A 23081-nucleotide genomic window follows, 5' to 3' on the forward strand; every position below is an offset into this window, starting at 1 on the left:
TGATGTCTCCTTCTCCCTGGGCGACGGCCTGCGCCCCGGCTCCATCGCCGACGCCAATGACCGCGCCCAGTTTGCCGAGCTGGAAACCCTGGGCGAGCTCACCAAGATCGCCTGGGAGAAGGGCTGCCAGGTGATGATCGAGGGGCCGGGCCATGTCGCCATGCACAAGATCAAGGAGAACATGGACAAGCAGCTGGAGTGCTGCCACGAGGCGCCCTTCTATACGCTCGGCCCGCTCACCACCGATATCGCGCCCGGCTATGACCACATCACCAGCGGCATCGGCGCCGCCATGATCGGCTGGTTCGGCTGTGCCATGCTCTGCTATGTCACGCCCAAGGAGCATCTCGGCCTGCCCGACCGCGATGACGTCAAGACCGGCGTGATCACCTATAAGATCGCCGCCCATGCGGGTGACCTCGCCAAGGGCCACCCCGCCGCCAAGATCCGCGACGACGCCCTGTCACGGGCCCGGTTCGAATTCCGCTGGGAAGACCAGTTCAACCTCGCCCTCGACCCGGAAACCGCGAGAGATTTCCACGACAAGACCCTCCCGAAAGAGGCCCACAAGGTCGCCCATTTCTGCTCCATGTGCGGACCGAAATTCTGCTCGATGGAGATTACCCGGGAGATCCGGGACCGGTTTGGCTCTGCGCGGGCGCCGAATGCGGTGGAGGCCGAAGAGGGCATGCAGGCCAAGGCCGAGGAGTTCAAGGCGTTGGGGAGCGAGATTTATTTGAGTGAGGATGGGAAGACGCGGGAGCCGATTGATTGAAGATAGAGTGGAGCATGGGCCAGAAGTGTGTGTCCCCGGGGATGACTCCGATTTTCATGGGGCGCTTACCAGAGGTGCATGTCCCTCGATCAGCCAGAACGGCGAACAGATTTGGTCGATCCGTGACGGTATTCTGCCGGAGGTGGTTAATTTTTGTGGGTTGGAATGGCAACGACCGTAACGGGTTTGTGCTCGCACTTGAAAACAAAGATTGAATAGTCAAGGCTACACATTGAATTCTTGGTGTGGGGAATCTAGCGGCTGTGGCGATATTAACAAATCTCGCGTTTTGGGGAATCGTAGTGGCAGCGCTGACGCTAGCCGCAACTCTTATTGCGCCGCGATTGGGGCGTAGAGCGAAGCTTTCAGCAAATATTCGTGGAATGTACCCAATCCGGAGCAAAGATTTCGGAGAGGGAATAAGATTAAAAATATTCCATGGCGATAATGAAGTTGAAAATGATCTATATGTAATTTCATTTGAAATTTTTAATTCTGGTTCCAAGGATATTGTTTGGGAAAATTTCATTGATCCTGCGACTATCAAGTTGCCGGATGACTCCAAAATAGTATCGCACACTTATGAGGCGCCGAAGGGTGTGGGCGAAAATATTGAGGTGGTGGGCAACCTTCTAAGTATTAAATGGAAAATATTGAAGCCTGGAGAATATTTGGGCATTTCGGTTGTGTGTCAGCACAACTTGTCGGCTATCAATAATAACGTAGAAATGTCTGAAGTTATAACTAGTAATTTAGATTACAACATTCGATTGAAAGATGTTGATCTTGTGTTTAAATCAAAACTGGGCCCTCGAAAAGCGTTCGCAATAGTGGTTGCTCCTGCACTGTTTGTACTTTTCTCGATTATCATGTATATTTCATATCTAGATACCAATACTGATTTTGTGTACAATAATGGTGGCATTTATTCCGGTGTTGTTATATCGGACGGCGATGTTGAATTGTGCGACGTGTCGAATTTGCTCCCAATATTGCGGACCTGCGAAGAAAGCGTCGACGATATTTCTTCAATTACTGAGTATATTGTGCCAAATGAATTCGAGCTTCGCGTAGGATTGAGGCGAGCTCATGTATTAGTCATGGTGAGCGGGTTTTTTCTTTATTTAACAATTATTTTGGCTGCTTTTTATCGCAAGGGTAATGCGCAACACATGTTTACATTTTACCGATTAGTTGGAGCGAGAGGCTCAGAACCGTTCTATTTCGGTGCCGACAAGAAATAAGGACTTGCGGCTGAGTGGGGGAGGGTTCGAATGAACAGGGGAAAACAGGGACACCCACCAATTTTCTGCGCCCCAAGCTTCCCCACCCAAACCCCATGCCGAGTCTCCACCTCAGGGGATGAGCGGGGTCAAGGGCGGCGGAGCCGCCGTTTCGCGGTTTCACCCTTGACCCCGCTCATCCCCTGAGGCCCGTTCGCTGGCAAGGGGTTTATGGCCCGGTCTGCGCCCAGGCGCGTGAGGTCCTCGCCCTTGATGGGCGAGGTGGCTGGACGCGTAGCGGCCAGACGGAGTGGGTGAGGGGAGGCTGGTGTCGGAACGCTGCGCGTTTCACCCGATCCGACCCGAGGCTGCGCCTCGGCCCACCTTCCCCATCAAGGGGAAGGACCTTTGAGGCTTCTTTTCCAGACGGAGTGGGTGAGGGGAGGTTGGTGCCGGAACGCTGACGCGTCTCACCCCTTCCGGCCCTTCGGGCCACCTTCCCCATCAAGGGGAAGGACCTCTTCAAACAAAAATGCGGGGACACGCACCTATTTGCAGTCCTCCATCCCCCATAAACCCCACACCTCGAGCCCGCCGTATTGAAGTCCCGCGGTCAGGGGCGGCGGAGCCGCCGCTTTGCGGTTGTCACCCTTGACCGAGGGACTTCAATACGGCCCCTTGCCGGCAAGGGTTTCATGCCTTCCTCTGCGCCAGGCACACCGCCTCTCCCCGACCGGGGAGAGGATTCAAGGTGAGGGGCGGCCGCGGAGCGGCCAGCAAGGAGTCAGTCTGGCGCGGCTGGTGCCGCGCGCCCCTCATCCGCCCTTCGGGCACCTTCTCCCCGGTGGGGAGAAGGCGGGCCTCGCTTTTTGATCGGATACGTCTTCTTTCTCCTCTGTCATCTTCCGGATCGCGGCGATGCCGCGACCGTGGGATGACGGTGATGTTTGTGGAGTTTCCCGCACCCTGCAGTGGACGGTTTTCAAGCGGGACACGGACCAAAGGTCCATGCCGCTCGACCGGGGAGAGGATCAAGGTGAGGGGCGGCCGCGGAGCGGCCAGCAAAGCTTATGTCTGGCGCGGCTGTTGCCGCGCGCCCCTCATCCGCCCTTCGGGCACCGTCTCCCCGGTGGGGGAGAAGAGGGAGGCTTCAGGATGACGGGGACGGGGGCTCGCACCCTTCACTTTGCCCGGCTGCAGAACGAAGTGCGCCACTTTCCCTCTCCCGCGGGGAGAGGGTGGCCGGAGGCCGGGTGAGGGGGGAATCCCGGTGTCGCGTCGCTGATCCCCCTCGCTCCGCTCGGCCCCTTTCGGCCCGACGCCTTGCGTCGGCCCACTTCCCCCGCCTTGCGGGGGCAGAAAGACCTGAGGCCCCGGATCCGCCAAAACGCCCCCTTATCCCCCAGGCGCCTCCCACCAAGCCCCTGAAAATCCAAGTCTATCCCAAAAATAACCCCCAACTTGTCCGCCCCCTTTCAAACGCCCCCATAATCACCAGCGGTTCCCGGGACGGGAGGCGCAGGCCACGTCACTGTGCCCGGGAGCGTGCGGAGCCTGTCCGGGCGATCGATGTGACGGTCGTGAGCGCTGGCAGGGCCTCCTCTCTTCACGTCCGAGGGCACTAAACGACCGACCCGAGTACGTGTGAGGATTGGAAACGGGGTGGAGACAGCCCGGGAAAACTCCGCGAGCGGGATGTCACGATGTCACGCAAAAACCCATACCGGTTACCGGCATCGCCGGCATCCCGCTTGCCTCCCTTTCATCCCTTCGGCGTTCGCCGCGCGAAGCGCCGGCCCCTGTGCGGGGCCGGGCTGGCCGGCCCGCCCTGATCACACGGAGCTGCCATGACCCGCCGCAATCGCGCCCTTTCCTCCCAGCCGGCCCAGAGCCAGACCCCCGCCAACCTGCCAGCTACACTGTCAGCCACACTTTCAGGCGCCCGGGACTTCAACCCGGACTATGACGCCGTGCTGGCCGTCTATGAAAACGAGGCCCTGCGCATGATGCATCGCTGTCTGAAGGCTCAGTTTGATCGCGGCGACATGGCCGGCGCCGTCCGCACCGCCACCACCATCCTGAAATCCCTGCCCGAGGCCCGCCGCGGCAATATCCTGCTCGACCAGCTGGAAGCCATCGGCGTCGGCCTGCCGCCCGAGGCGATGAGCCCGGAGCAGGTCGACGCCTTCCTGTTGAGCCCGCTGCTGGGCGGGCCGGGCGGATTGCGGTGAGGCGGCTTGCTCACGGCGGTGGCGCTAAAATCCCGCGTCGATCATCGCCTGGCGGCAGCGCGCCAGGCCGGGCGCCGCATCATCCCAGCAATGCTCGAACACCAGGGTGTAGGCGTCGGTGTCTTCGCGGGTGATGACGCCGACATTGTAGATCCGGGTGCAGGCGCCCTCGGGCGGCTGGGCGCAATAGGCGGACTCCCTGATGTCGTAGACGGCATCACCGCCGCGGTCATGGCTGTACCAGCGCAGTCTACCCGCGGCGAGGCGCGGATCATCGGCGAGATAGCGCGGATGGCGGCTGAAACAGCAGGCTCCGCAGGCGACGCAGTCAAACGCCGTATCCGACATGGATGTGATCGATCCACCGCGCGAGGACGGCCGCCCGCCCCGGCCCGCGGCGCGCGGGATTTACGCCAGTCGCGGCGGTTTTGCACCTGGAAAATCCGCGGCGGGAACACGCTGCCGGTCCGGCCCGGATCGGCTGATGGCTAAAATTGTCCGGAAAACGCTTCCGGCCTTTTAAAGTGTTTCATCTACACGGGGTTTTCTGACGGGATTGAAAACGGGGGCTGTGATGAAGCCGTTTCAACAGCGTGTATGGGCGGCCGGACTGGTCGCCGGACTGGTGATGATGATACCGGCCGCGGCAATGGCCCAGGACAGCGCCCAGGGCGCCGGCGCCGATCTCGGATCGCGCCTGCTGGCCGAGCTGACCGGCCAGCTTGATCTGCCCGCCGTCAATGATCTGCGCTCGGACTCGCGCCGCACATCCGGGCCTGTCGCGGCCAGAAGCGGTGACAAGGACGAGCCGGCCCTGGCCGGCGGGCCGACCCCGCTCGACCAGGCCGCGCAATTGCCCCGACCCGCGCGGCAGGGTCCGCAGGCGGGACCGGTGCAACAGGCCAGCCAGACCTGGCAGACCCCGCCGCCGGCCCTGCCGCTTCCCATGCCGGCACCGACGCAGGGCGACGCCGGCCTGGACGACAAGGGCGGTCTGGACGCCGGCGATGCGCTCAGCGGCGGCAAGCCGATGACGGCACCGGCCGGGCATTACGGCTACTAGGCTCGGCAGGCTGACCGGATCCTAATCTTGCGCCGCCAAAGCTGTTGGCGAAACACAGACGGTTTCAGGAGATTTTCATGATGACAGGGTTCAACGCAGCGTTTTGCCTGGCGATCGGTCTGGGTCTGGCTGGCGGCTCTGCCGCGCCGGCCCTTGCCGATGACGCGACAATCGGGCCGGCCGGCCAGGTCTATGAGCTCACCTTTGCGAACGTCTCGCCGACCTATGGCGGTGCGATCAAATTCTCCTTCGAGGAGGGCGGCTTGATCGACACCTACACCGATAGCGGCATTGGCCAGGCTGACCAGCCCGGCGGGAGTGGCGACTGGGACCAGTATGGCGATGGCGTGTCCATCTCGGGCGATCCGAGCGATTACGGTTACAATGAAGGGGATGGCATGCCGCCTCCGCCGGACCTGCAATTGCTCGCCGAGGGCGAGACGGGGGTGAATTGTGATCACTGGCCCCAGATCGAGGTTGGCGCCAGTGCCGATCCGTCCAGCCTGTGCTGGATTACCAATCCGCATGTCCTGTCCGTGACGCGGACGCAATAGCGCCATACGCCGCTCATGCCCCCGGGCTGATGGTCTGCAAGGACGACATCCATGAAAACACGGATATTCCACAGTCTCGCGCTCGGACTTTTGTCCGGCGCGGCCCTTGCCTCCGCCGCTGCCGCGTTGGCGGATGAGGCCTTCCCCTCGCCATCAGGCCAGGCCTATCGGGTCCATTACGGCAGCGAGACCGCGTCCAGCCTCACCATCAGCTTCGGTGTCGGTGACACCTCGGGGCCGGTGACCATCACCGATGTCGGCGCGTCGACACCGGAGCCGCCGACCGGCAATCTGCAGTTCGGCACCCTCGGGACGTGGAGCCAGGCCGATGATGGCTCGGTGACGATCAGCGGCACGCTCTACTTCCTGCCCAATGCGGGCGCGGGGCCGGACAGCGTGACCTGTGAACGCTGGGACAATAGCTATGCCGGCGCGGAAGAGACGTGCTGGTATGATCCGCAGGGCATCGGCTACGGGCCGCTTCTGCCGGACTGACGCATTTTGTCGGGTTGACTTGGGCCATCGGGCTGACGCGGGCCCGGCCTCTCACCGCGCCCTCGCGGGCGCGGCGCGACAGGCCTATTTGCGGCGGCGGTCGAGTACGCCGTTCACGGTGCCCGGGGCAATGGCGGGGGCAGGGGCCTTCTTCTCGGCCTTGGGCTTCTTGGTTTCCTTGTTGGAACGTTTCTGGCCTTTGGCCATGGTGTGCTCCTTCGCACGGGGGCCGCATCCGGCGGATGCGCGCGTCTTATCCTACGCTGCGCCGCGATGGCGGGATACGGGGATGGCAGCATGCCGTGCCGGTATGCGCGCGCAATCCGCAACCCACGAATTTTTAAGCTTGATCGGCTAGGCAGGCATTGTTCACAGGCCGGTCTGCGGTCGCTGCCGGCAGAAAATTATCCATGCGCAATCCGATCCCCGCCATGCTCACCAGTGTTTTCGTCGTCGCGGCGACGGTGTCGGCTCCGGCATTCGCCGAGCTGCCCCAGGCCTATCAGGACCTGCTCAACGAGGCTGCGGACCGCCAGGATGATGATGCCCGTTTTTTCGAGACGGCCGACATGATCTCCGTCCTCGTGGATGGCGGTCGCGGCGCAGTACATGCCTATGTCAACGAGCATTTGCCGCATCGTTCCGGTGCGCTGGCCGACTGGCCGCTGCCCGCGCCAACACCCGATCCAGCAACCGATCCAGCACCTGCGGCTGCCGCCGCACCGGCTCCGGCCGCGCACGACGCGCACCGCAGCCTTGGCGGCGCCCCGATCGACCTGACCGAAGCGCCGGACGGTTCCGGCAGCTGGCTGGCCGGCTCGATCCGCGCCCTGGCCGATGACAGCTGGGCCGGCCATGTCCGTGCGGGCATCCAGCTTGAGCGCGGCAATTCAGAGCTCACCGATTTCACCTTTGCCTTCGAACTTGATCGCGAGCTGGAGGATGGCTGGCGTATCGACAGCCAGTTCGAATATTTCCTCTCCGAAAGCGCGACCCGGACCACGCGGGACAATTGGCTCGTGGAATTGCGCACCACGCGCGAGCTCGACAGCGGCATCGGCTATTATGCCGGCGGTTCCTATGAGCGCGACCTGATCGGCATCTACGGGCGCTCCGCCTTTCTGACCGGCGGCGGTATCTGGCATGCGGTGGAAAATTCCAGGGCCAACTGGGTGCTGCGGGCCGGTGTCGGCCAGCGCTATCGTGAGGATGGCCTGACCGGCGAAACCCTGACCGACTGGGTCGCCGAGGCGGGTTCAAGCTTTCATTACCAGATATCCGAGACGGCCAGCTTCGGATCGGAGACCACGGCCTTTGCCGGTGGCGGCTCTCGCATCGACCAGCGTTTCACCCTGACCAATCGCCTGTTCGGCGGCTGGGCGGTGCAGACCGGCCTGCGCATCGAGCACGAATTCGAGGACCGCCCCGGCTTCGACCCGACCGATATCCGCCTCGACGTGTCGCTGCTGTACGCTTTCGACTGAAGTCCGGACTGTCTCGACCGCAGCGCGAACAGACCGCAAGGCAGCGCGCTCGCCGCGACAGACAGGTCTGCCTGCCCGTCACGAGTTCGAGAGCCGGCCGGGCAGCGAGGCGACCGATACCCGGCTGGATGTCGCCCTGGTTCGGGAATTCCAGGTCGGGGAGAGCCGCGCCGGACTGAAACCGCCCGTTAAGAGCTGATATGGGATGATCACGCCTTGATACCCTTTGAGGAGGTGTCGTCATGGGCAAGATTTCAACGTCCAGCTATCGCCGGGTTTCCGATCATTTCGAGCCTGACCTGGTTGAGGACCCGGCCGAACAGCGCAAGCGGCGCGGCCATCTCGAGCAGATCGATTACACGGTGTTCGCGGCCAACCAGGCGGTGATCGCCAAGACCATTCATCATGTCGGTATCGAGGACTTCCAGAACCTCGCCCTGTCCGCCTCCAAGGCGCGCTCGGCCTGGGTCGATGCGGCCATGTCGGCGGCCCGCTCGCGCTCGCCGCTCTCGCCCGAGGAAGTCAGCCGCCTGCAATTGCTGCGCACCGCCTATGAGGAATTGTCGGAAGCCTATGAAGCCATGCGACGCATGGTCGAACGCGGCTATCTGCAATTCCACAAGGACGCTCCGAAACCGGGCTAGGCAAACGCCTTGCAGCACGCGCCATTGCCATGATGTCTGCTCGCCGCACCGTCATGCCCCGAGGCACTTTGCCTGTGCGTTTTTGCGTCCGCGCGATTGAACCCTTCGCGACGCCATGCGCACCTTGATCCTGAAGGCCGCAATTCCTGCGGCTGACCGGGAGGTCAAATGCCGCGCGATCCGAAACGCGTCCTGTCGGAATATCTGATCATTTCGGCCCATGCCGGTGACCGGGTGGCGCTCGACCGACTGTGCCGTCTCTGGCAGGGCGATCTGCTGCGCCATGCGGCTCGCCTGACCGGTGAGGCCGAGGCGGCGCGCGATGTGCTGCAGGAGGCCTGGGTCGACATCCTGCGCGGCCTCAACCGTTTGCGGGAACCGGCAGCCTTCCCGGCCTGGGCCTATCGGATCGTGGCCCGCAAATGCGCGGCCGAGATCCGCGGCCGGCAATCGAGCCGGCGGACCGCCGACGGGCTGCGCGCCGAGATGGCCGGGGCCGCGGTCGACGGCGAGGGCGAGGCCGAACGCGGCGCCGACGGCCAGGCCATCCGACTGGCCATGACCGATCTGCCGGACGATCAGCGCATCGCGCTGGCGCTCTATCACCAGGACGGGCTCTCGGTCGCCGAGATCGCCGTCATCACCGAAACACCGGCGGGCACCGTCAAGACCCGCCTCATGCATGCCCGGCGCAAGCTCGCCGCGGCCTTGAATCCGGCCACGCCGGATACCGATCATTCGTGAAAGGAGATCGCGATGACCACCAAGACCGAAGACCTCGACCGTCTCATCCTGGAAGCCCTCGACGAGGACGACCGCGACATGCTCGCCGAACTGGGCGAGGAGCCGGGATATTTCAGCCAGGCCATGGGCCTGTTCCGCGGCAAGCTCGCCTGGGTGATGTGGGTCATGTATCTGACCAATATCATTGGCGCGGGCATCGCCATCTGGGCCGGCTGGATGATGTTCCAGACCAGCGATGTGATCGCGGCCCTGCGCTGGGGCGTGATCTGCATCATCGCCCTCAATGTCGGCATCCTGATGAAAAACGGCATGGGCGTGCAGCTGCAGAACAACCGCGTCCTGCGCGAACTCAAGCGCGTCGAACTCCAATTGGCCCGTGGCCGGGCTCGGGAGAGTGTGTAGCGCATTGCCGCAATGCCCGACTGACCCCCTCAACCATTCACGAATGGCACTCATGCGCATCACAGGGATGTGAGGGGGTTACATTCGGTAAGTCGGCTCCCCAAATAGGTCCCGGACGAGGCGTTGGGGACGTGCAAATGTCGCATGTCTGAAGACGTCTCGATGGGATAGGATACGTGTCATGGCCAATGCAGTTTCAATGACGCTCTCGCCCGAGCAAGGGCTGTCGAGCTACCTCTCGGAGATCCGTCGTTTTCCGATGCTGGAAAAGGACGAGGAGTTCATGCTGGGCAAGCGCTGGCGTGAACACGAGGACAGCGGCGCGGCCGAAAAGCTCGTCACCTCCCACCTTCGCCTGGTGGCCAAGATTGCCATGGGCTATCGCGGCTATGGCCTGCCGATCGCCGAAGTGATCTCCGAGGGCAATGTCGGCCTGATGCAGGCGGTCAAGAAATTCGACCCGGACAAGGGCTTCCGCCTGGCCACCTATGCCATGTGGTGGATCCGCGCCTCGATCCAGGAATATATCCTGCGCTCCTGGTCGCTGGTGAAAATGGGTACCACGGCGGCCCAGAAGAAGCTTTTCTTCAACCTGCGCCGCATGAAAAGCCAGATGCAGGCGCTCGACGAGGGTGATCTCAAGCCCGACCAGGTGCAGGCGATTGCCACCAAGCTCGGCGTGACCACGGATGAGGTGACCTCGATGAATGGTCGCCTGTCCGGCCCGGATGCTTCGCTGAACGCGCCGCTGCGCGGCACCGAGGGCGAAGGCCAGTGGCAGGACTGGTTGTCCGACGACACGGCTGAAAGCCAGGAAGACGAGCTGGCCGAGAGCGACGAGTTCGACACCCGAATGCAATTGCTGCAATCGGCGATGGGTGAGCTCAATGAGCGCGAACAGCATATTCTCCAGGAGCGTCGTCTTTCGGACGAACCCAAGACCCTGGAAGAACTGGCCGATCATTATGGCGTCAGCCGTGAACGTATCCGCCAGATCGAGGTGCGCGCCTTCGAGAAGCTGCAAAAGGCGATGAAGGCCATGGCGTCCGATCGCGGCCTTCTCAACTAGCGTCAAGATTACCGAAACCCTCAATGCGGCATGACTGGACTTGCGCGAATGTCCCTGACAGGACATCGCGCAGGAGAAGGACTGTCCATGCGTTATCTGATTGCCCTGCTTGTGGCGGTGGCGAGCGACCATTTTTCGTTCGCCCTGGCCGACCTGTCTGATGAGTACCGGTTGCTGATCCGGGCCGCCGACGAGACACAGAGCGATCCGGATTTCCGAAAGACGGTCGAATTGATCGCGGGTGTGACGGAGGGGGGGGAGGCCGAAGTGCTGGCCGCCGTCCTCGACATCGCGCCGCGACGGGAAGGCCTGCTGGTCGACTGGCGTGAGTCTGAGGCTGGTGCGACTGCGGACGCGGTGAATATGTCGACCGGTTCGGGCGATGCCCCCGTCATGATCGCGGCCGTCGCCGACATGGCCGCCGACGACTCCGCCGGCGAAGGCTGGGCACCGGTCCGGAAACTGGCCGAAGCGATGATCTGGATCGAGCCGGCCGAATGGTCCGGTCGTTCGCGTTTCGGGGTCACCATCGATACCGGCAATACCGAGCAGACCGACTATAATTTCGCCGTCGAACTCGACCGCGAACTGGATGGCGGCTGGGGGCTCGACAGCAAGATCGAATACCATTTCACCGAAAGCGCCGGCGCCGTCACCCGTGACAACTGGCTGGTCGAATTGCGCGGCGAGCGCAATCTCATCGACGCGTGGGGCTATTATGTCGGAGGCACTTACGAGCAGGATCGCCTGTCCGGCTATCAGCACGCCGCCTTTGCCACGGCCGGCGCCCTGCACCAGCCCTTCGACGGTGACCGCCTGGCCTGGGACCTGCGCGCCGGACCGGGCATGCGCTATCGCCAGCCCGACAATGGCGAGGCCGAGACCGACTGGATTTTCGAGATGGGCTCCATCCTCAATGTCGCGCTGAGCGACACCACGGATTTTGCCGCCGAGACCACCATGCTGGCCGGCCCGGCCTCACGCGCCGACCAGCGCTTCGCGGTGACCACGGCGATCGCCGGGGATTGGGGCATGCAGCTCGCCTATCGCATCAAGCACGAGTTCGAGCCGCAGCCGGGCAGCGAAGCGACCGACAGTCATCTCAACGTCTCGATTGTTCGCGATTTCTGAGCCCCAGACGGTCAGGGGCGGTCAGAACCCGCCAGTCCCAGCGCGATACCGGCCTGGCCGAGATAGTAGCAGACCCAGACCACCGGGCCGGCCCAGTCGAGCTCGCCGGCAAACAGGCGGACGGCGAGGACGCTGTCGGAGATCACGAAGAGGAGCGCGCCGATCAGGGCCAGCATCGGGGCACGCCCCAAAATGGCCAGTACGGCCATGACCAGGATGATGCCGTTATAGACGGTCGCCGGAACCTGCAGGTCCCCGAAATGCGGCTGCAGCCAGTTCATCATGGCCAGCCCGGCCAGGGCGACGGCCAGGGCGGCGATGCGGCTTATCCCGCCGCGCGGACCGGCGGTCATGCGCCAGCGCGCGAACAGCCAGATATAGACCAGATGGCCGAGCCCGAAGGCGGCGATGCCCAGCGGGAGCATGCTCTCGTCAAGCGCCAGGAAGATGTCGCCGATGGCCCCGAGCGCGAGGCCGACGGCCAGCACGAGGTGTTTTTGACGCAGGGCGTAAACGGCCAGCAGGACAATGCCCGCCGCCTTGATCGCCACATTGGCGGGGAATGGGGCTGCGAGGCCGAAATCATTGAACAGGTAGGCCAGGCCAAACACGGCCGACGCGATGAGGACAAGCCGGGAGGTGCGATCCTCCGGCCAGGCGTTTGTGAACCCGAAGTCTTTGCCCAATGTCATAGGCTCTCCCCCTGCAATACCGGCCCACGCTAGACTGGCTCAATTGACGCGCAAAGGGGGCAGGGCAGGAGCATGAGGCGGACGGGATGCAGATTCTGGCTGCTGGCCCAGCTCGTCCAGGTCACGATGCTTCCGTGCGCGCAGGCCCAGGGCGACCGGCTTCAGGCCTCGCCCTTGGTGGCGGGAATCGAGACAATGCTGGACGAGCGGCCACATGCCCGCGACGAAGCCTGGCGCACGCTGTCGCAGCCCAGCCTGCCCCGCCGCGCGCCGGATCCTGACGACCCGGACCGCGCCCTGGTCACCTTCGCCTGGCGCGGCGATCCGGACACGCGCGGCGTCCGGCTCGACAGTGTCGTCAACGCCGACCAGGCCCGCCAGCCGGTGACCGATTACGTCGCTGACTTCACCCTGCCGCTCCAGCGCATCGACGGCGCCGATATCTGGACGCTGACCCTGTCCCTGCCGCGCGATATCGAGGCGGTCTATTCCTTCCTGGTCGAGGACGGGTCCGGTGTGCGGCGTTGGTCCGACCCGGCCAATCCGGCCCGGCTCGGCGGGGCCGATGGCGAAAGCCTGCTGCGTCTCGACCGGGCGCCGCCGACCGCTATCCACCGCCCGCTCGCTTTCGATGCAGTGATCGAGGCCCGCCGGCTGGAGATCGACAGTGATGCGCTCGGGCGCCGGGTCGGGACCCAGATCTATCGTGCGCCTGGCGCCCCCGATGATGCCCCGCTGCTCATTCTCTACGACGCCTTTCTGTGGGGCGAGCGGGCGCCGGCCAGCGATCTCCTCGCCCGCCTGGCCGAGCGCGGGACGATACCACCCACACACCTCGTCCTGGTCGACCAGCTCGATGCGGCGAGTGCCGATCACGCCTATGCCGATCAGGCGGTCTTCGTGGCGGAGGAACTCCTGCCGGCGCTGGCCCGCGAGGCCGGCCTGTCGCCGCAGCGCCGGACAACCCTGCTGGCCGGTGCCTCGCGCCGCGGCCTGTCGGCCAGCCTCACCGCACTGGCCCGGCCCGACCGGATCGGCGGGGTGATCTCGCTGTCGGGCTCTTTTTACTGGGCACCGCCCGGCGAAACGCCGGAATGGGCCGCAAGGCAGCTCGGTGACGCGCCCGGCGAAGCGCCACGCTTCCACCTCGCTGCCGGGCGCCTGGAAACGGTCGCGACGTCGACCAATCAGGGCCATGTCATGCTGGACGCCAATCTCGCCATGGTCGAGGCGCTCACCGCCCGGGGCTATCCGGCCGAACTGGCCGTCTATCCCGGCGGCCATGACATCGCCGGCTGGCGCAACGCGCTGGCCGACGGGCTGGTGGCGCTGCTCGGCGAACCCTGAGCAAAAAGGGGACAGGTAGGATTAACGCGCGGCTCCGGATTGGGTGATGGCAACAGATGCGCCGCGTTAATTCTACCTGTCCCCGATCACGCCGCTATTTCGGCGGCTTGACGCCGGTGGCCGGGCGCGAGGCGGCGGTGGAGCTGCGGCGGCCTGACGCGAAGTCTTCGAGATAGGGGATCCAGCGTTCCGAGCGGGCGGCGATATAGATCATCGGACCGTTCGGATTGGAGCGGAAATTACTGTCGGTCGCGACCACGAAATACTCGTCACCCTCGCGCACCATGAAGGGCGAGCCGCTGTCGCCGCGCGTGGTGTCGCAATTGTGGGCCATGGTGTTGTCGTTGAAGATCTCGACCATGTGGCAACCGATATTGCCGGACAGGTGGGCGCCGGTATCCCAGCTATAGCCGCCCTGGTAGAGATCGGCGCGCAGCGCGTCCCGGCGGCCTTCGGTCTCGACCAGGCCGCGCACGCCGACATGGCCGAGTTCGGCGCCCAGCGGGCGGTCGATGCGCAAGAGCGCCCAGTCGGTCCCGTCCAGATCATCGCCGGAGGAAAAGCGCCGCGAATCCCAGTCGGGATCGATCATGTGGTCGATGACCCGGGCTGACAGCGCGCCGCCGGGACGGCCATAGGCGGTGTGGAAGGTGCCGCGTGAATTGGGCCGGCCATTATCGTCGATGCAATGCGAGGCGGTGATCAGGATATCGTCGCCGATCAGGGTCGCGGTGCAGGCGCCGCCGGTGTCGAAATCGACCTGGCCGACGACTGACCAGGGGAAGGTCGTGGTGTCGTGGAAGACCCGGTCATCGCGGCCGAAATAATGGTCATTGATGGTCAAGGGACGTTCGCGGCCGAAACAGTCGGCGCGGTCGGTGCGTTCGGCGCAGGCGCCATCGCCGACGCCCGGCTCGTTGCACACGCCGTCAAAGGCGGTCTCGCAACTGTCATTGCGGAAGCGCAGATGGATGATATCGCCGCAATCGGCGAGATCGGTGGCCTGGGTGCAGGCGCCGGTGCCGAAGCTCGGCTCGTCGCACTCGCCGTCATTGGCCCAGCGGCAGGTATTGTCCTCGACGCCTGCAACCAGGCGCCAGCAATCGGAATAGTCCGTGCCGACCTGGCAGGCGCCGGTGCCGATGCCCGGGTCATCGCACTCGCCATCATTGGCCCACTGGCAGGTGTCATTGCCGGTATAGCGCGTCGAGGCAGGCGTCGTGCCGGCGCCGGGTTTGGGCGGTTTGACATCGATCTGGCGCAGCCAGCGACCGATCTCCCGGCTCGACAGGCGCTCCGCGCCCGTATCGCCGGTATCCGTATCGCCGGCATCCGGGGCGCCGGCCAGGGCGGGTTCGTCCGCCGGGATGTCCTGCGCAAGAACGGGTGACGAAACCGCCAGCATGGCGGCGATGGTCCAAATCCTGAAGCGCATGATGGTCTCCCCCGGCCAGTCCCGTCCTTATCCGCCAGACGCGGTGGCTTTCCAAGTGCCCCATCGCCCGCGCGACAATCCTCACCTGACATTCATGGCGATGACTGGAAGCTGAACGGCACCTTCAAGCACCGGTCAGGCGCGATCTGGCTAATTGGTGCCATCACATCTCCGGCCGCCCCTGCCGGAACCCTGAAGGAGACCGCCATGAACACACCTGCCAAGACCCGTGTCGGCATCGCCCTGCTCGCCCTGTTCGGATCGGTGGCCGCCACCGGTGCCGCCAGCGCCGGCACCTGGCACCTCAATGCTGCCGCCTGTCCCGATCTGCGCGAAGACCGCATCGACGCCCGCCGGATCGACAGCCGGTTCGATCGCCGCGAGGATATTCGCGACCAGAGTGTCATTGACTGCCCGCCGCGCGCCTGGTCCTACGAGCCGGATCGCTATGAGCGCGATCGTCGCTACATCAATTTCGCACCCCGGCCAGCCAGCCCGGGCGTCGTCTATGTTGCTCGCAATGGTGGATACTATGTGCGCAATTTCCGGGGTCAGACCCAGTGGGTCGATGTGGCCATCCACTATCCGCGTGATTTCCGTGGCCGCCGTTTCGGCCCCGGTCGGTTCGACAGCCATCCCGGCCGCCGCGATCATCCGCATGGCCCTGGCTGGCGCCATTGATCGCGGTGCAGTCCTGCCCTGACGGTCAGACCGAGATCCGGCCTTCCAGATAGCGCGGAGCGTGACCATACAGGGTCACGCGTTCGCCCTTGGGCGCGACATCGAGCGCGCCGGGGCGGGGGCCGATCTGACGGGCCGACAGGCGCATCTTGTCCAGGCGCTCGCTCCAATAGGGCGCCAGCGTGCAATGCGCGGAGCCGGTCACCGGGTCCTCGTCGACCCCGGAGGCCGGGGCAAAGAAGCGCGAGACGAAATCACACCGGTCGCCGGGCGCGGTCAGGATGATATTGGTGTCCAGCGCCCGCAGCCGGCCATGGTCCGGCTCGGCCAGGCGCACGGCAGCCTCATCGGCCATCACCCACATCTGGTAACGCGCGCCATGGATGCGCGTGACGCTGAAAACCGCCTCCGGCGATGTGTCCAGGCCGAGCGCGGCCTCCAGGGCGGCCGCCCGGGCTGTCGTTTCATAGCCGATCGCCGGCATGTCCATGGCAAAGCCGTCACCCTTGTTGTCGCGGCTCACGGCAAGCCGGCCCGAGCGGGTGTCGAAACTGGCAGAGCGCCCGTTCACCAGCCCTTCGTCCAGCACAATTGCGCCAGCAGCGAAGGTCGCATGGCCGCACAGATCGACCTCGATGGCCGGCGTGAACCAGCGCAGATGCCAGCAATCCGTCCCGCGCGGGACCAGGAAGGCTGTCTCGGACAGGTTGTTGGAATTGGCGATGCCCAGCAATTCGCTGTCGGACAGGAATTCATCCATCAGCACGACGCCGGCCGGATTGCCGCTGTGCGGCTGGCCGGGAACGGCAAAGCTGTGAACCTCGTAATAGGGGAAGTTGCGGGTCATGGTCGGTCCTGTGGCTTACCAGGTTTCACTGACATGCGGGCGAAAGCGAAGGGCGAGGTCGGGATCATCGGCGTCGAGCGCCGCGACGGTATCGGCAGTGAAGGCCTCGCCGCCGGCGCGTTCGCTCAGCGCCCCGATGACCATGGCGCGGGCTTCCTGGCGCAATTGCGCGACATTGCGCGGAAGGTCGCGGCGCCATTGTTCGACTTCGCGGTCGAGGGCGGTGTAGTTTTCCGGCCGTTCCGAAAGGTCGGCAGAGCGCCAGGCCCCGGTGTCACGATAGGCCGCTGCGAGGCGGTCGCCTTCCTCCTCCTCGAAAATATCGATCTCGATCATCATCGCCTGATAGACCAGCGAGCTCTCGACCAGACCGCCGCTTGCCGGTTCAGCCGACGCCCAGCGGGCAAACCAGGCGCGGGCCTCCTCGATCGGGGTGGAATAGGCCGAGCCCCATTGATTGCGTTCCGCGCGATTGAGCAGGGTCTCGTCTGCCGGGTCGATCACGAGGACGGTGGGCGTGGCATAGATCGCGGCGACGCCGAAGCGACGCATGATGTCCTGGTTCCGGTCGCGCCAGCCGACATCAATGAAGCGGGTGACGTAATGCGCATCCAGCGTGGCGGCGAGCTCGGCATCCTCGAAATGATGCGCCAGGCCGCGGCTGTCATGGCACCAGTTTGCACCGAGGACGAGCAGTAGGCGCTTGTTCGCCGCTTGCGCTTCGGCCAGTGCGGCATCGACCACATCCATGGCCTGGAAATTCTCGTCGAAGGGACGCGGATGATCGTCGTCGGCCCTTGCGGCGGGCGTGATGAAGAGCAGCAGGCAGCCAAGGATCGCGGCGAAACGCATGTCGGATGTCCTCGATTTGTGGGACGCTCAGTCAAGCATGATCGGGCGTAGCGGAACAGGCGGACGCGCTGCGCCCGCCTGTTCTTCGCGCGATCGTGATCCTAGCCCGCCGCCAGGGCTGCCAGACGGGCATAGAGACCGTCATCGTTGGCCGCCAGCTCGTCATGCGTACCCTGTTCGACAATCCGGCCCTTCTCGAAGACCAGGATGCGGTCGGCATTGCGGATGGTCGACAGGCGGTGCGCGATCAGGATGGTCGTGCGACCTTCCATCACCGCCTCCATCGCCGCCTGCACATCGCGCTCGGTCTCGTTGTCGAGGCTGGAGGTGGCCTCGTCGAGGATGAGAATGGGGGCATCGGTGAGGATGGCCCGGGCGATGGCAACCCGCTGGCGCTCGCCGCCGGACAGCTTCACGCCGCGTTCGCCGACCAGCGTGTCATAGCCCTTCGGCAGGCGCTGGATGAAGGCATCGGCATGCGCTGCCCTGGCCGCCGCAACGATAGCCTCCGGTGTCGCATCCGGTGCGCCATAGGCGATATTGGCGGCAATCGAACGATGGAAAAGGGCCGGATCCTGCGGCACCAGCGCCACATTGCGGCGCAGGCTGTCCTGGGTCACCGACCGTACATCCTGCCCGTCAATGCGCACCGCGCCTTCGCCCACGTCATAAAGGCGCTGCACCAGCTTGACGAAGGTCGACTTGCCCGACCCGGTCGGGCCGACCAGGGCCACCGTTTCGCCCGGCGCAATGTCGAGCGAGAAGTCGGTGTAAAGCGGCCGCGTCTGGCCGGCATAGGTGAAGCCGACCGCGTCGAAACGGATCGCCCCGCGGCGGCGCTGGAAGTCCGGCGCATCGGCGCGGTCACCGACCTCGCTCTCCTGCAGGTCGAAGATGGCGAGATCCTGGATCTCGTCCATGCCGCGCTGGATCTGCTGCACCTGTTCGCCGAAGCGGCGCATATAGCCGGACACGATCATGTAGGCGGTCAGCGCCGCCACGACATCGCCGGCCGAGGCCACACCGCGCGACCATTGCCAGACCAGCAGGCCGACCAGGGCAGCCTGCATCGCCAGGTCTGTGACGATATTGACCAGCCAGGAGTTGACGAAACGGCCCCAGGTCTTCTTGGTCTCGGTGCGCCAGCGCCAGGCGAGCTCGTGGAAGCGGGCATCCTCGCGCGCTTCCGCGCCAAAGCTTTTCACCGTCGCAACGCCGCCAATGGCGTCGGCCAGCGCCCCGCCGATCTCGCTGTCGAGCGCGTTCGAGCGCCGGTTCTGCGGCCGGATATAATACCGGCTGAGCAGCAGGGAGGAGGTTACGAAACAGGCCATCACGACGAAGACCACGCTGCCGACCAGCGGCCAGCGCAGGGCCATCATGCCGGCAATGCCCAGCATGACGCCGATCGAGGGCGCGATCCCCATGAAGATGTTCACGGTGATATTGTCATAGGCCCACATGCCGCGCGTGATCTTGCGCACGACAGATCCGGCGAACGTGTTGGCATGCCAGTCCAGCGAGAAGCGCTGGACCCGCGAAAACGCGTGCGTCGTCAGGTCAGCCATGTTGGCCGAGGAGAAGGGCACTTCGCAGCGCGAGGCAGACTGGCGCAGGGCGTAAAACACCAGAGCCGCACCCAGATAGGTCAGGAAGGCCGGCCAGGGCGCGCCCTCTTCGGGACCGGCGGCGAGGGCGTCGATCAGCCCGCCGGCGGCGAGCGGGATCATCAGCTCGGCAATCGTCGCCAGCACCATGAACACGATCATGCCGCTCAGAAGGGCCGGGCGGCGCCCCCATTGGCGTGCCAGATAGGCCAGCACTTCCAGATTGGAAAGATCGCGGGCGCGGGGTGTTTCGTCTTGGTCTTGAATATCGGACATCTCAGCAGCGGACCCGGGAGCAGCAGCGCTGCGGGGTCCGTCCTCATGGTGATCATCATCTGAAAGACAGGCGTCAGGCGCAGTGAAGTCCCGAGGGCGGCAACCGGGTTGCGGTCGAAGCGGTCTCAGGGTCAGGCAGCGCGCCGGCTACCTGCTTTGCCTAGATGATGGTTCGCATGGATCTGCTCACTTGTGCCGATTGATCCGGGAGGCGGTGGGTAGCCCGGCATGACGCGAAGGGCAAGCTGCCGACCGCCGGGTTTCGCGTATGAGGCGAGATGTGTGGCGCTGGGGGCACAGGTTGTGGCCGGAATGCCGGCCCGACCGCGCTTCCTTCAAATTTCTGGCGCTGGTGCGAATCCGGTCCTAGTCTCCGCCGGTCAATCGGGGGATGACATGATAATCTTTGGCACGACCACGACCCGCAAGACCCTCTCCGAGGGGGAATTCATGTGTCCGCAATGCCAGTCGGTGACCGCCTATCGCGAGCGCCGCGCCAAGAATTGGGGGCATTTGTACTGGATTCCGATCATTCCGATGGACGAGCACCCGCCCTATGTGGAGTGTCGCGCCTGCAAGGGGACCTTCGTGCCGGAAGTCCTGCAGTTCGACCACAAGGCCGAGGAGCGTTTCCTGGCAGCCTTCGATAATGCCTGCATGGCGTCGTGTGCCCGTATCGCCATTGAAGGCAGCCCGGCGACCTCAACCCAGCGCCAGGCGATCGTCGAGCTGATGAAAAGCTCGCCGCGCGGCGGAGTGACGCTGGACCAGGTCGATGCTGCGATCATGGATGCCAAGGTCAGGAAGCAGACCATTGCCGAGATCGTCAAACCGGCGTCCGGCGACCTCAATGACCGCGGCCGCGAACTCATGGTGATGAATCTGGTCGAGGTCGCGCTGGCCAAGGGCAAGCCGTCGGCGAGCGAACTCGCCATGATCCGCGAATGCGGCGAGGCCGTCGGCATGTCCTCTGCCCATGTCCGCGGCATTGTCGCAGAAACCGAGGAACGCGGTGCCAAGCTGAAGCCGGCCGCGATCGCGTAAGGCTGGCGCGTCACGGGTCGTCTTTCTTCCCAATGTCATGGGGAAGTGGGCCGATGCGCAGCAACGGGTCGATGGGGCGGCGCATCAGCGCCGGGGACGTCTTCGGCTTTGCCGACCCCCTCCGTCTTGCCCTTCGGGCAAGCCACCTCCCCACGATGAGGAGAGGAAAAACCCCTAGGCCTCGATCCCCGGTACCACCGCCGCGGCCACCTGCGCCTGGGTTTCCGGATCAATCTCGGCCAGCCTGCGCTGGTCGAGATCCATCGGGGCGGCGACGCCCTCCATGGTCCACCAGGGTTTGCCGGTTGCCGGTTCGAGCACCCAGTGGACGATATTGCGGACCTTCGGGCCGGCGGACTTGAGGCCGGAGCGGATGGCATAGCCGTCACCGGCGCGCGGCCAGCGATGGACGTGGATGAAGGCTTCCAGCAGGGCCGAGCCGATGCGGGCCGATGGATTGCCGGCATGCATCGCCCATTCCTCGGGGAAGGCGGTGGCGAAATTGGTGACGCTGTCGGACACACGTCCGAGCAGGAATTCGGCGCGCAGCCAGCCAAAGGCATCCATTTCGGCGGCCCCGAAACGACCGCGTCCGATCACCGGCAGGCCAAGCGCTTCGGCAGCGGCCATGCTGGCCGGCCGGCTGCCGGGGCGGGCGATCAGGCCGCGCGGGCGGGCCTGCTCGGGCAGGCTGACGGCGAGGCGTTCGGCAGCGGCGGAAAAGCGCGTCGGCCAGGCAAAGGGCAGGGCGCTGGCCGGGGCGACATGGCTGACCCCGATCGTGAAGCTCGCCGCCGGCTTGCCGCTGCCGGAATGGCGCATCACCAGGATCACCTCGGCCGAGGTGCGCTCATGACCGATAAAGCCACCCTCGATATAGAGCGGGGCGCCGGGCCGGGCCTCGGCGAGGAAGCGGATGTGCAGGGTTTGCGGGATCAGGGTCGCCAGCGCATCACTGCGCTGGATCGGGTTGAGTCCGGCGGCCTCGGCCAGATTGGCCAGCGCTTCGCTGGCGCGAGCGAGGTAGAAGCGGACATTGTAATGGCCGAGTTCGTCGCACTCCCAGGCGTTCACACAACCCCGCCAAAGCTCGATCATGATGGTGGGCTCCTCAGCCGGTCCGGCAATTGGCGCACTGGCCGAAATGCTCGACAACCGAACGCTGGATCACGAAGCCGGCAGGCGCATTCATGGGAAGGGGGGCGCCATGGCGTTCCTCGACATTGCCACAGTCCGAGCAGATGTAGAGCTCGGCCCCGCCATCATCATGGGCATGACTGCAGCCGACAAAGGCGTTGAGCGCCTCGACCTTGTGCACCAGTCCGGCGGTCATCAGGAAATCGAGCGCGCGATAGACGGTCGGCGGCTTGGCCGAGCCGGGGCCCGGCTTGAGGGCCTCCAGCAGGTCATAGGCCTTCACCGGCCCGTCGGCCTCCAGCACGAGTTCGAGCACGCGCTTGCGGACCGGGGTCAGCTTCTCGCCGCGTTCCAGGCAGTGGGCTTCTGCGGCGTCGAGCGCCTTGATCAGGGAATCAGTGGTCATCTTGCGGATATTTAATCACGCTTCGCCGCATTTCCCAGCGTTCTGGCATTGCGATTTCCGGGATGTTATAATATCACGCTCTCGGTCTGTTCTGTTATTACATATCGGGGAAGCCATGTTGACGCGCCTGAACACCACCACCGCCTGTCTCGCCCTGCTCGCGGGCGCCGGCCTCGGCAGCCCTGCGTTCGCACAGGAAGCTGACCGCGACGAAGACGTCATCATCGTGACCTCCTCGGTCCTGGGCGTCGGTGCAGACGAGGTTGCGGGCGCCGTCGAAGTCGTCAATCGCCGCCATCTTGAGGATAATCTCTCAGGCTCGCTGGCTGATACGATCGCCCACGAACCCGGTGTTTCGACCTCCTATTTTGGCCCCGCCGCCAGCCGTCCGGTCATTCGCGGTCTCGGCGCCGACCGGGTCCGCGTCCTGGTCAATGGTGTCGGCCTGATCGACGCCTCGACCAATTCACCCGATCACGCCGTGGCTTCTGAAGCGCTCGAGGCTGAGAGCGTCGAGATCCTGCGCGGACCGTCGGCGATCGCCTATGGCGGCGGCGCAATCGGCGGCGTCATCAATGTGATCGACGGCCGCATTCCGGAGGTCCGTGCCGAGGACGGTCTGGAAGGCCGCTTCTACGGCTCGGTGAGCTCGGTCGATGAAGGCGAGACGGCGGCGGCCCGAGTCCGCTTCAATGCCGGCGAGTTCGTGATCAACCTGGAAGGGCTCATGCGGACGGCCCAGCCCTACGACATTCCCGGCTATGCCGAGTCCGATATCTTCCGCCTCTTCGAGGAGGCCGAGGAAGAGCATCACGACGACGAGGACGAAGACCATGATGATCATGACGAGGATCATGATCACGAGGACGAGCATCCCTACGGTACGGTCGAGAATTCCGGCCTCGACTTCTCCTCGGCCTCGGCGGGCGTCTCCTGGGTTGG

Annotated in this window: 25 protein-coding genes; 16 read left to right on the top strand and 9 right to left on the bottom strand. The window is 64.5% G+C overall.

Features of this window, described 5'->3' with window-relative positions:
* The 3 genes from QZZ02_RS06945 to QZZ02_RS06955 all read left to right on the top strand — a co-directional run.
* Positions 1-775, top strand: a 775-nt coding sequence (locus tag QZZ02_RS06945; RefSeq protein ID WP_291843271.1) for a phosphomethylpyrimidine synthase ThiC, incomplete at its 5' end; no start/stop codon positions are given.
* Between the two features lie 302 nt (positions 776-1077).
* Complete coding sequence (locus QZZ02_RS06950; protein WP_291843272.1) at positions 1078-2019, top strand: hypothetical protein; 942 nt, start codon at positions 1078-1080, stop codon at positions 2017-2019.
* Between the two features lie 1826 nt (positions 2020-3845).
* Entirely contained in the window at positions 3846-4229 is a 384-nt protein-coding gene (locus QZZ02_RS06955; protein WP_291843273.1) for a hypothetical protein, read from the top strand.
* 24 nt (positions 4230-4253) lie between these two features.
* On the opposite strand, the gene QZZ02_RS06960 is transcribed toward QZZ02_RS06955, so the two are convergent.
* On the bottom strand, positions 4254-4577 hold the full coding sequence (locus QZZ02_RS06960; RefSeq protein ID WP_291843274.1) for a hypothetical protein: 324 nt from the start codon (positions 4575-4577) through the stop codon (positions 4254-4256).
* Positions 4578-4803: 226 nt separating this feature from the next.
* On the opposite strand from QZZ02_RS06960, the gene QZZ02_RS06965 reads away from it, so the two are divergent.
* The 3 genes from QZZ02_RS06965 to QZZ02_RS06975 all read left to right on the top strand — a co-directional run bounded on the left by QZZ02_RS06965 (position 4804) and on the right by QZZ02_RS06975 (position 6341).
* Positions 4804-5292 (top strand): hypothetical protein, encoded by a 489-nt coding sequence (locus tag QZZ02_RS06965; protein ID WP_291843276.1) that lies wholly within the window; start codon positions 4804-4806, stop codon positions 5290-5292.
* Positions 5293-5369: 77 nt separating this feature from the next.
* Positions 5370-5846 carry a hypothetical protein gene (locus QZZ02_RS06970; RefSeq protein ID WP_291843277.1) on the top strand — a complete coding sequence of 159 codons (477 nt, stop codon included), beginning with the start codon at positions 5370-5372 and terminating at the stop codon, positions 5844-5846.
* Between the two features lie 51 nt (positions 5847-5897).
* Positions 5898-6341 (top strand): hypothetical protein, encoded by a 444-nt coding sequence (locus QZZ02_RS06975; RefSeq protein WP_291843278.1) that lies wholly within the window; start codon positions 5898-5900, stop codon positions 6339-6341.
* Positions 6342-6425: 84 nt separating this feature from the next.
* Here QZZ02_RS06975 and QZZ02_RS06980 read toward each other — a convergent pair whose 3' ends face one another.
* Complete coding sequence (locus QZZ02_RS06980) at positions 6426-6548, bottom strand: hypothetical protein (RefSeq protein ID WP_291843280.1); 123 nt, start codon at positions 6546-6548, stop codon at positions 6426-6428.
* A 203-nt stretch (positions 6549-6751) separates the two neighbouring features.
* Here QZZ02_RS06980 and QZZ02_RS06985 point away from each other — a divergent pair, with 203 nt between their 5' ends.
* From QZZ02_RS06985 to QZZ02_RS07010, 6 genes are all read left to right on the top strand, one after another.
* Entirely contained in the window at positions 6752-7825 is a 1074-nt protein-coding gene (locus tag QZZ02_RS06985; protein ID WP_291843281.1) for a DUF481 domain-containing protein, read from the top strand.
* A gap of 242 nt (positions 7826-8067) precedes the next feature.
* A complete protein-coding gene (locus QZZ02_RS06990; RefSeq protein WP_291843282.1) occupies positions 8068-8469 on the top strand; it encodes a hypothetical protein in 402 nt (133 codons plus the stop codon).
* Positions 8470-8637: 168 nt separating this feature from the next.
* On the top strand, positions 8638-9213 hold the full coding sequence (locus QZZ02_RS06995; protein WP_291843283.1) for a sigma-70 family RNA polymerase sigma factor: 576 nt from the start codon (positions 8638-8640) through the stop codon (positions 9211-9213).
* Between the two features lie 12 nt (positions 9214-9225).
* On the top strand, positions 9226-9615 hold the full coding sequence (locus QZZ02_RS07000) for a DUF6768 family protein (protein ID WP_291843284.1): 390 nt from the start codon (positions 9226-9228) through the stop codon (positions 9613-9615).
* 181 nt (positions 9616-9796) lie between these two features.
* Positions 9797-10684 (top strand): RNA polymerase sigma factor RpoH, encoded by an 888-nt coding sequence (gene rpoH / locus QZZ02_RS07005; RefSeq protein ID WP_291843286.1) that lies wholly within the window; start codon positions 9797-9799, stop codon positions 10682-10684.
* Between the two features lie 87 nt (positions 10685-10771).
* Entirely contained in the window at positions 10772-11815 is a 1044-nt protein-coding gene (locus QZZ02_RS07010; RefSeq protein WP_291843287.1) for a DUF481 domain-containing protein, read from the top strand.
* Positions 11816-11826: 11 nt separating this feature from the next.
* Here the strand turns inward: QZZ02_RS07010 and QZZ02_RS07015 are convergent, their stop codons facing one another.
* Entirely contained in the window at positions 11827-12507 is a 681-nt protein-coding gene (locus QZZ02_RS07015; protein WP_291843288.1) for a lysoplasmalogenase, read from the bottom strand.
* 72 nt (positions 12508-12579) lie between these two features.
* Here QZZ02_RS07015 and QZZ02_RS07020 point away from each other — a divergent pair, with 72 nt between their 5' ends.
* Positions 12580-13854 (top strand): alpha/beta hydrolase-fold protein, encoded by a 1275-nt coding sequence (locus QZZ02_RS07020; RefSeq protein ID WP_291843289.1) that lies wholly within the window; start codon positions 12580-12582, stop codon positions 13852-13854.
* Between the two features lie 94 nt (positions 13855-13948).
* Here the strand turns inward: QZZ02_RS07020 and QZZ02_RS07025 are convergent, their stop codons facing one another.
* Positions 13949-15289: a trypsin-like serine protease gene (locus QZZ02_RS07025; RefSeq protein WP_291843290.1), complete on the bottom strand. Its 1341-nt coding sequence runs from the start codon at positions 15287-15289 to the stop codon at positions 13949-13951.
* 207 nt (positions 15290-15496) lie between these two features.
* Between QZZ02_RS07025 and QZZ02_RS07030 the strand changes: the two genes are divergently transcribed.
* On the top strand, positions 15497-15970 hold the full coding sequence (locus tag QZZ02_RS07030) for a hypothetical protein (protein ID WP_291843291.1): 474 nt from the start codon (positions 15497-15499) through the stop codon (positions 15968-15970).
* Between the two features lie 25 nt (positions 15971-15995).
* Here the strand turns inward: QZZ02_RS07030 and QZZ02_RS07035 are convergent, their stop codons facing one another.
* The 3 genes from QZZ02_RS07035 to QZZ02_RS07045 all read right to left on the bottom strand — a co-directional run bounded on the left by QZZ02_RS07035 (position 15996) and on the right by QZZ02_RS07045 (position 19552).
* A complete protein-coding gene (locus QZZ02_RS07035; RefSeq protein ID WP_291843292.1) occupies positions 15996-16817 on the bottom strand; it encodes a PhzF family phenazine biosynthesis protein in 822 nt (273 codons plus the stop codon).
* A 15-nt stretch (positions 16818-16832) separates the two neighbouring features.
* Entirely contained in the window at positions 16833-17669 is an 837-nt protein-coding gene (locus QZZ02_RS07040; protein WP_291843293.1) for a thioredoxin family protein, read from the bottom strand.
* Between the two features lie 101 nt (positions 17670-17770).
* Positions 17771-19552 carry an ABC transporter ATP-binding protein gene (locus tag QZZ02_RS07045; RefSeq protein ID WP_291843295.1) on the bottom strand — a complete coding sequence of 594 codons (1782 nt, stop codon included), beginning with the start codon at positions 19550-19552 and terminating at the stop codon, positions 17771-17773.
* A gap of 396 nt (positions 19553-19948) precedes the next feature.
* Here QZZ02_RS07045 and QZZ02_RS07050 point away from each other — a divergent pair, with 396 nt between their 5' ends.
* Positions 19949-20596 carry a zinc-ribbon domain-containing protein gene (locus QZZ02_RS07050; protein ID WP_291843296.1) on the top strand — a complete coding sequence of 216 codons (648 nt, stop codon included), beginning with the start codon at positions 19949-19951 and terminating at the stop codon, positions 20594-20596.
* Between the two features lie 174 nt (positions 20597-20770).
* On the opposite strand, the gene QZZ02_RS07055 is transcribed toward QZZ02_RS07050, so the two are convergent.
* Both QZZ02_RS07055 and QZZ02_RS07060 read right to left on the bottom strand, forming a co-directional pair.
* Positions 20771-21694 carry a thioesterase family protein gene (locus QZZ02_RS07055; protein ID WP_291843297.1) on the bottom strand — a complete coding sequence of 308 codons (924 nt, stop codon included), beginning with the start codon at positions 21692-21694 and terminating at the stop codon, positions 20771-20773.
* Positions 21695-21707: 13 nt separating this feature from the next.
* On the bottom strand, positions 21708-22139 hold the full coding sequence (locus QZZ02_RS07060; RefSeq protein WP_291843298.1) for a transcriptional repressor: 432 nt from the start codon (positions 22137-22139) through the stop codon (positions 21708-21710).
* Between the two features lie 115 nt (positions 22140-22254).
* On the opposite strand from QZZ02_RS07060, the gene QZZ02_RS07065 reads away from it, so the two are divergent.
* Positions 22255-23081: TonB-dependent receptor plug domain-containing protein (locus QZZ02_RS07065; RefSeq protein ID WP_291843299.1), on the top strand; the 827-nt coding region annotated here is incomplete at its 3' end.

The organism is Maricaulis sp. (assembly GCF_015665295.1).
Classification (GTDB): domain Bacteria; phylum Pseudomonadota; class Alphaproteobacteria; order Caulobacterales; family Maricaulaceae; genus Maricaulis.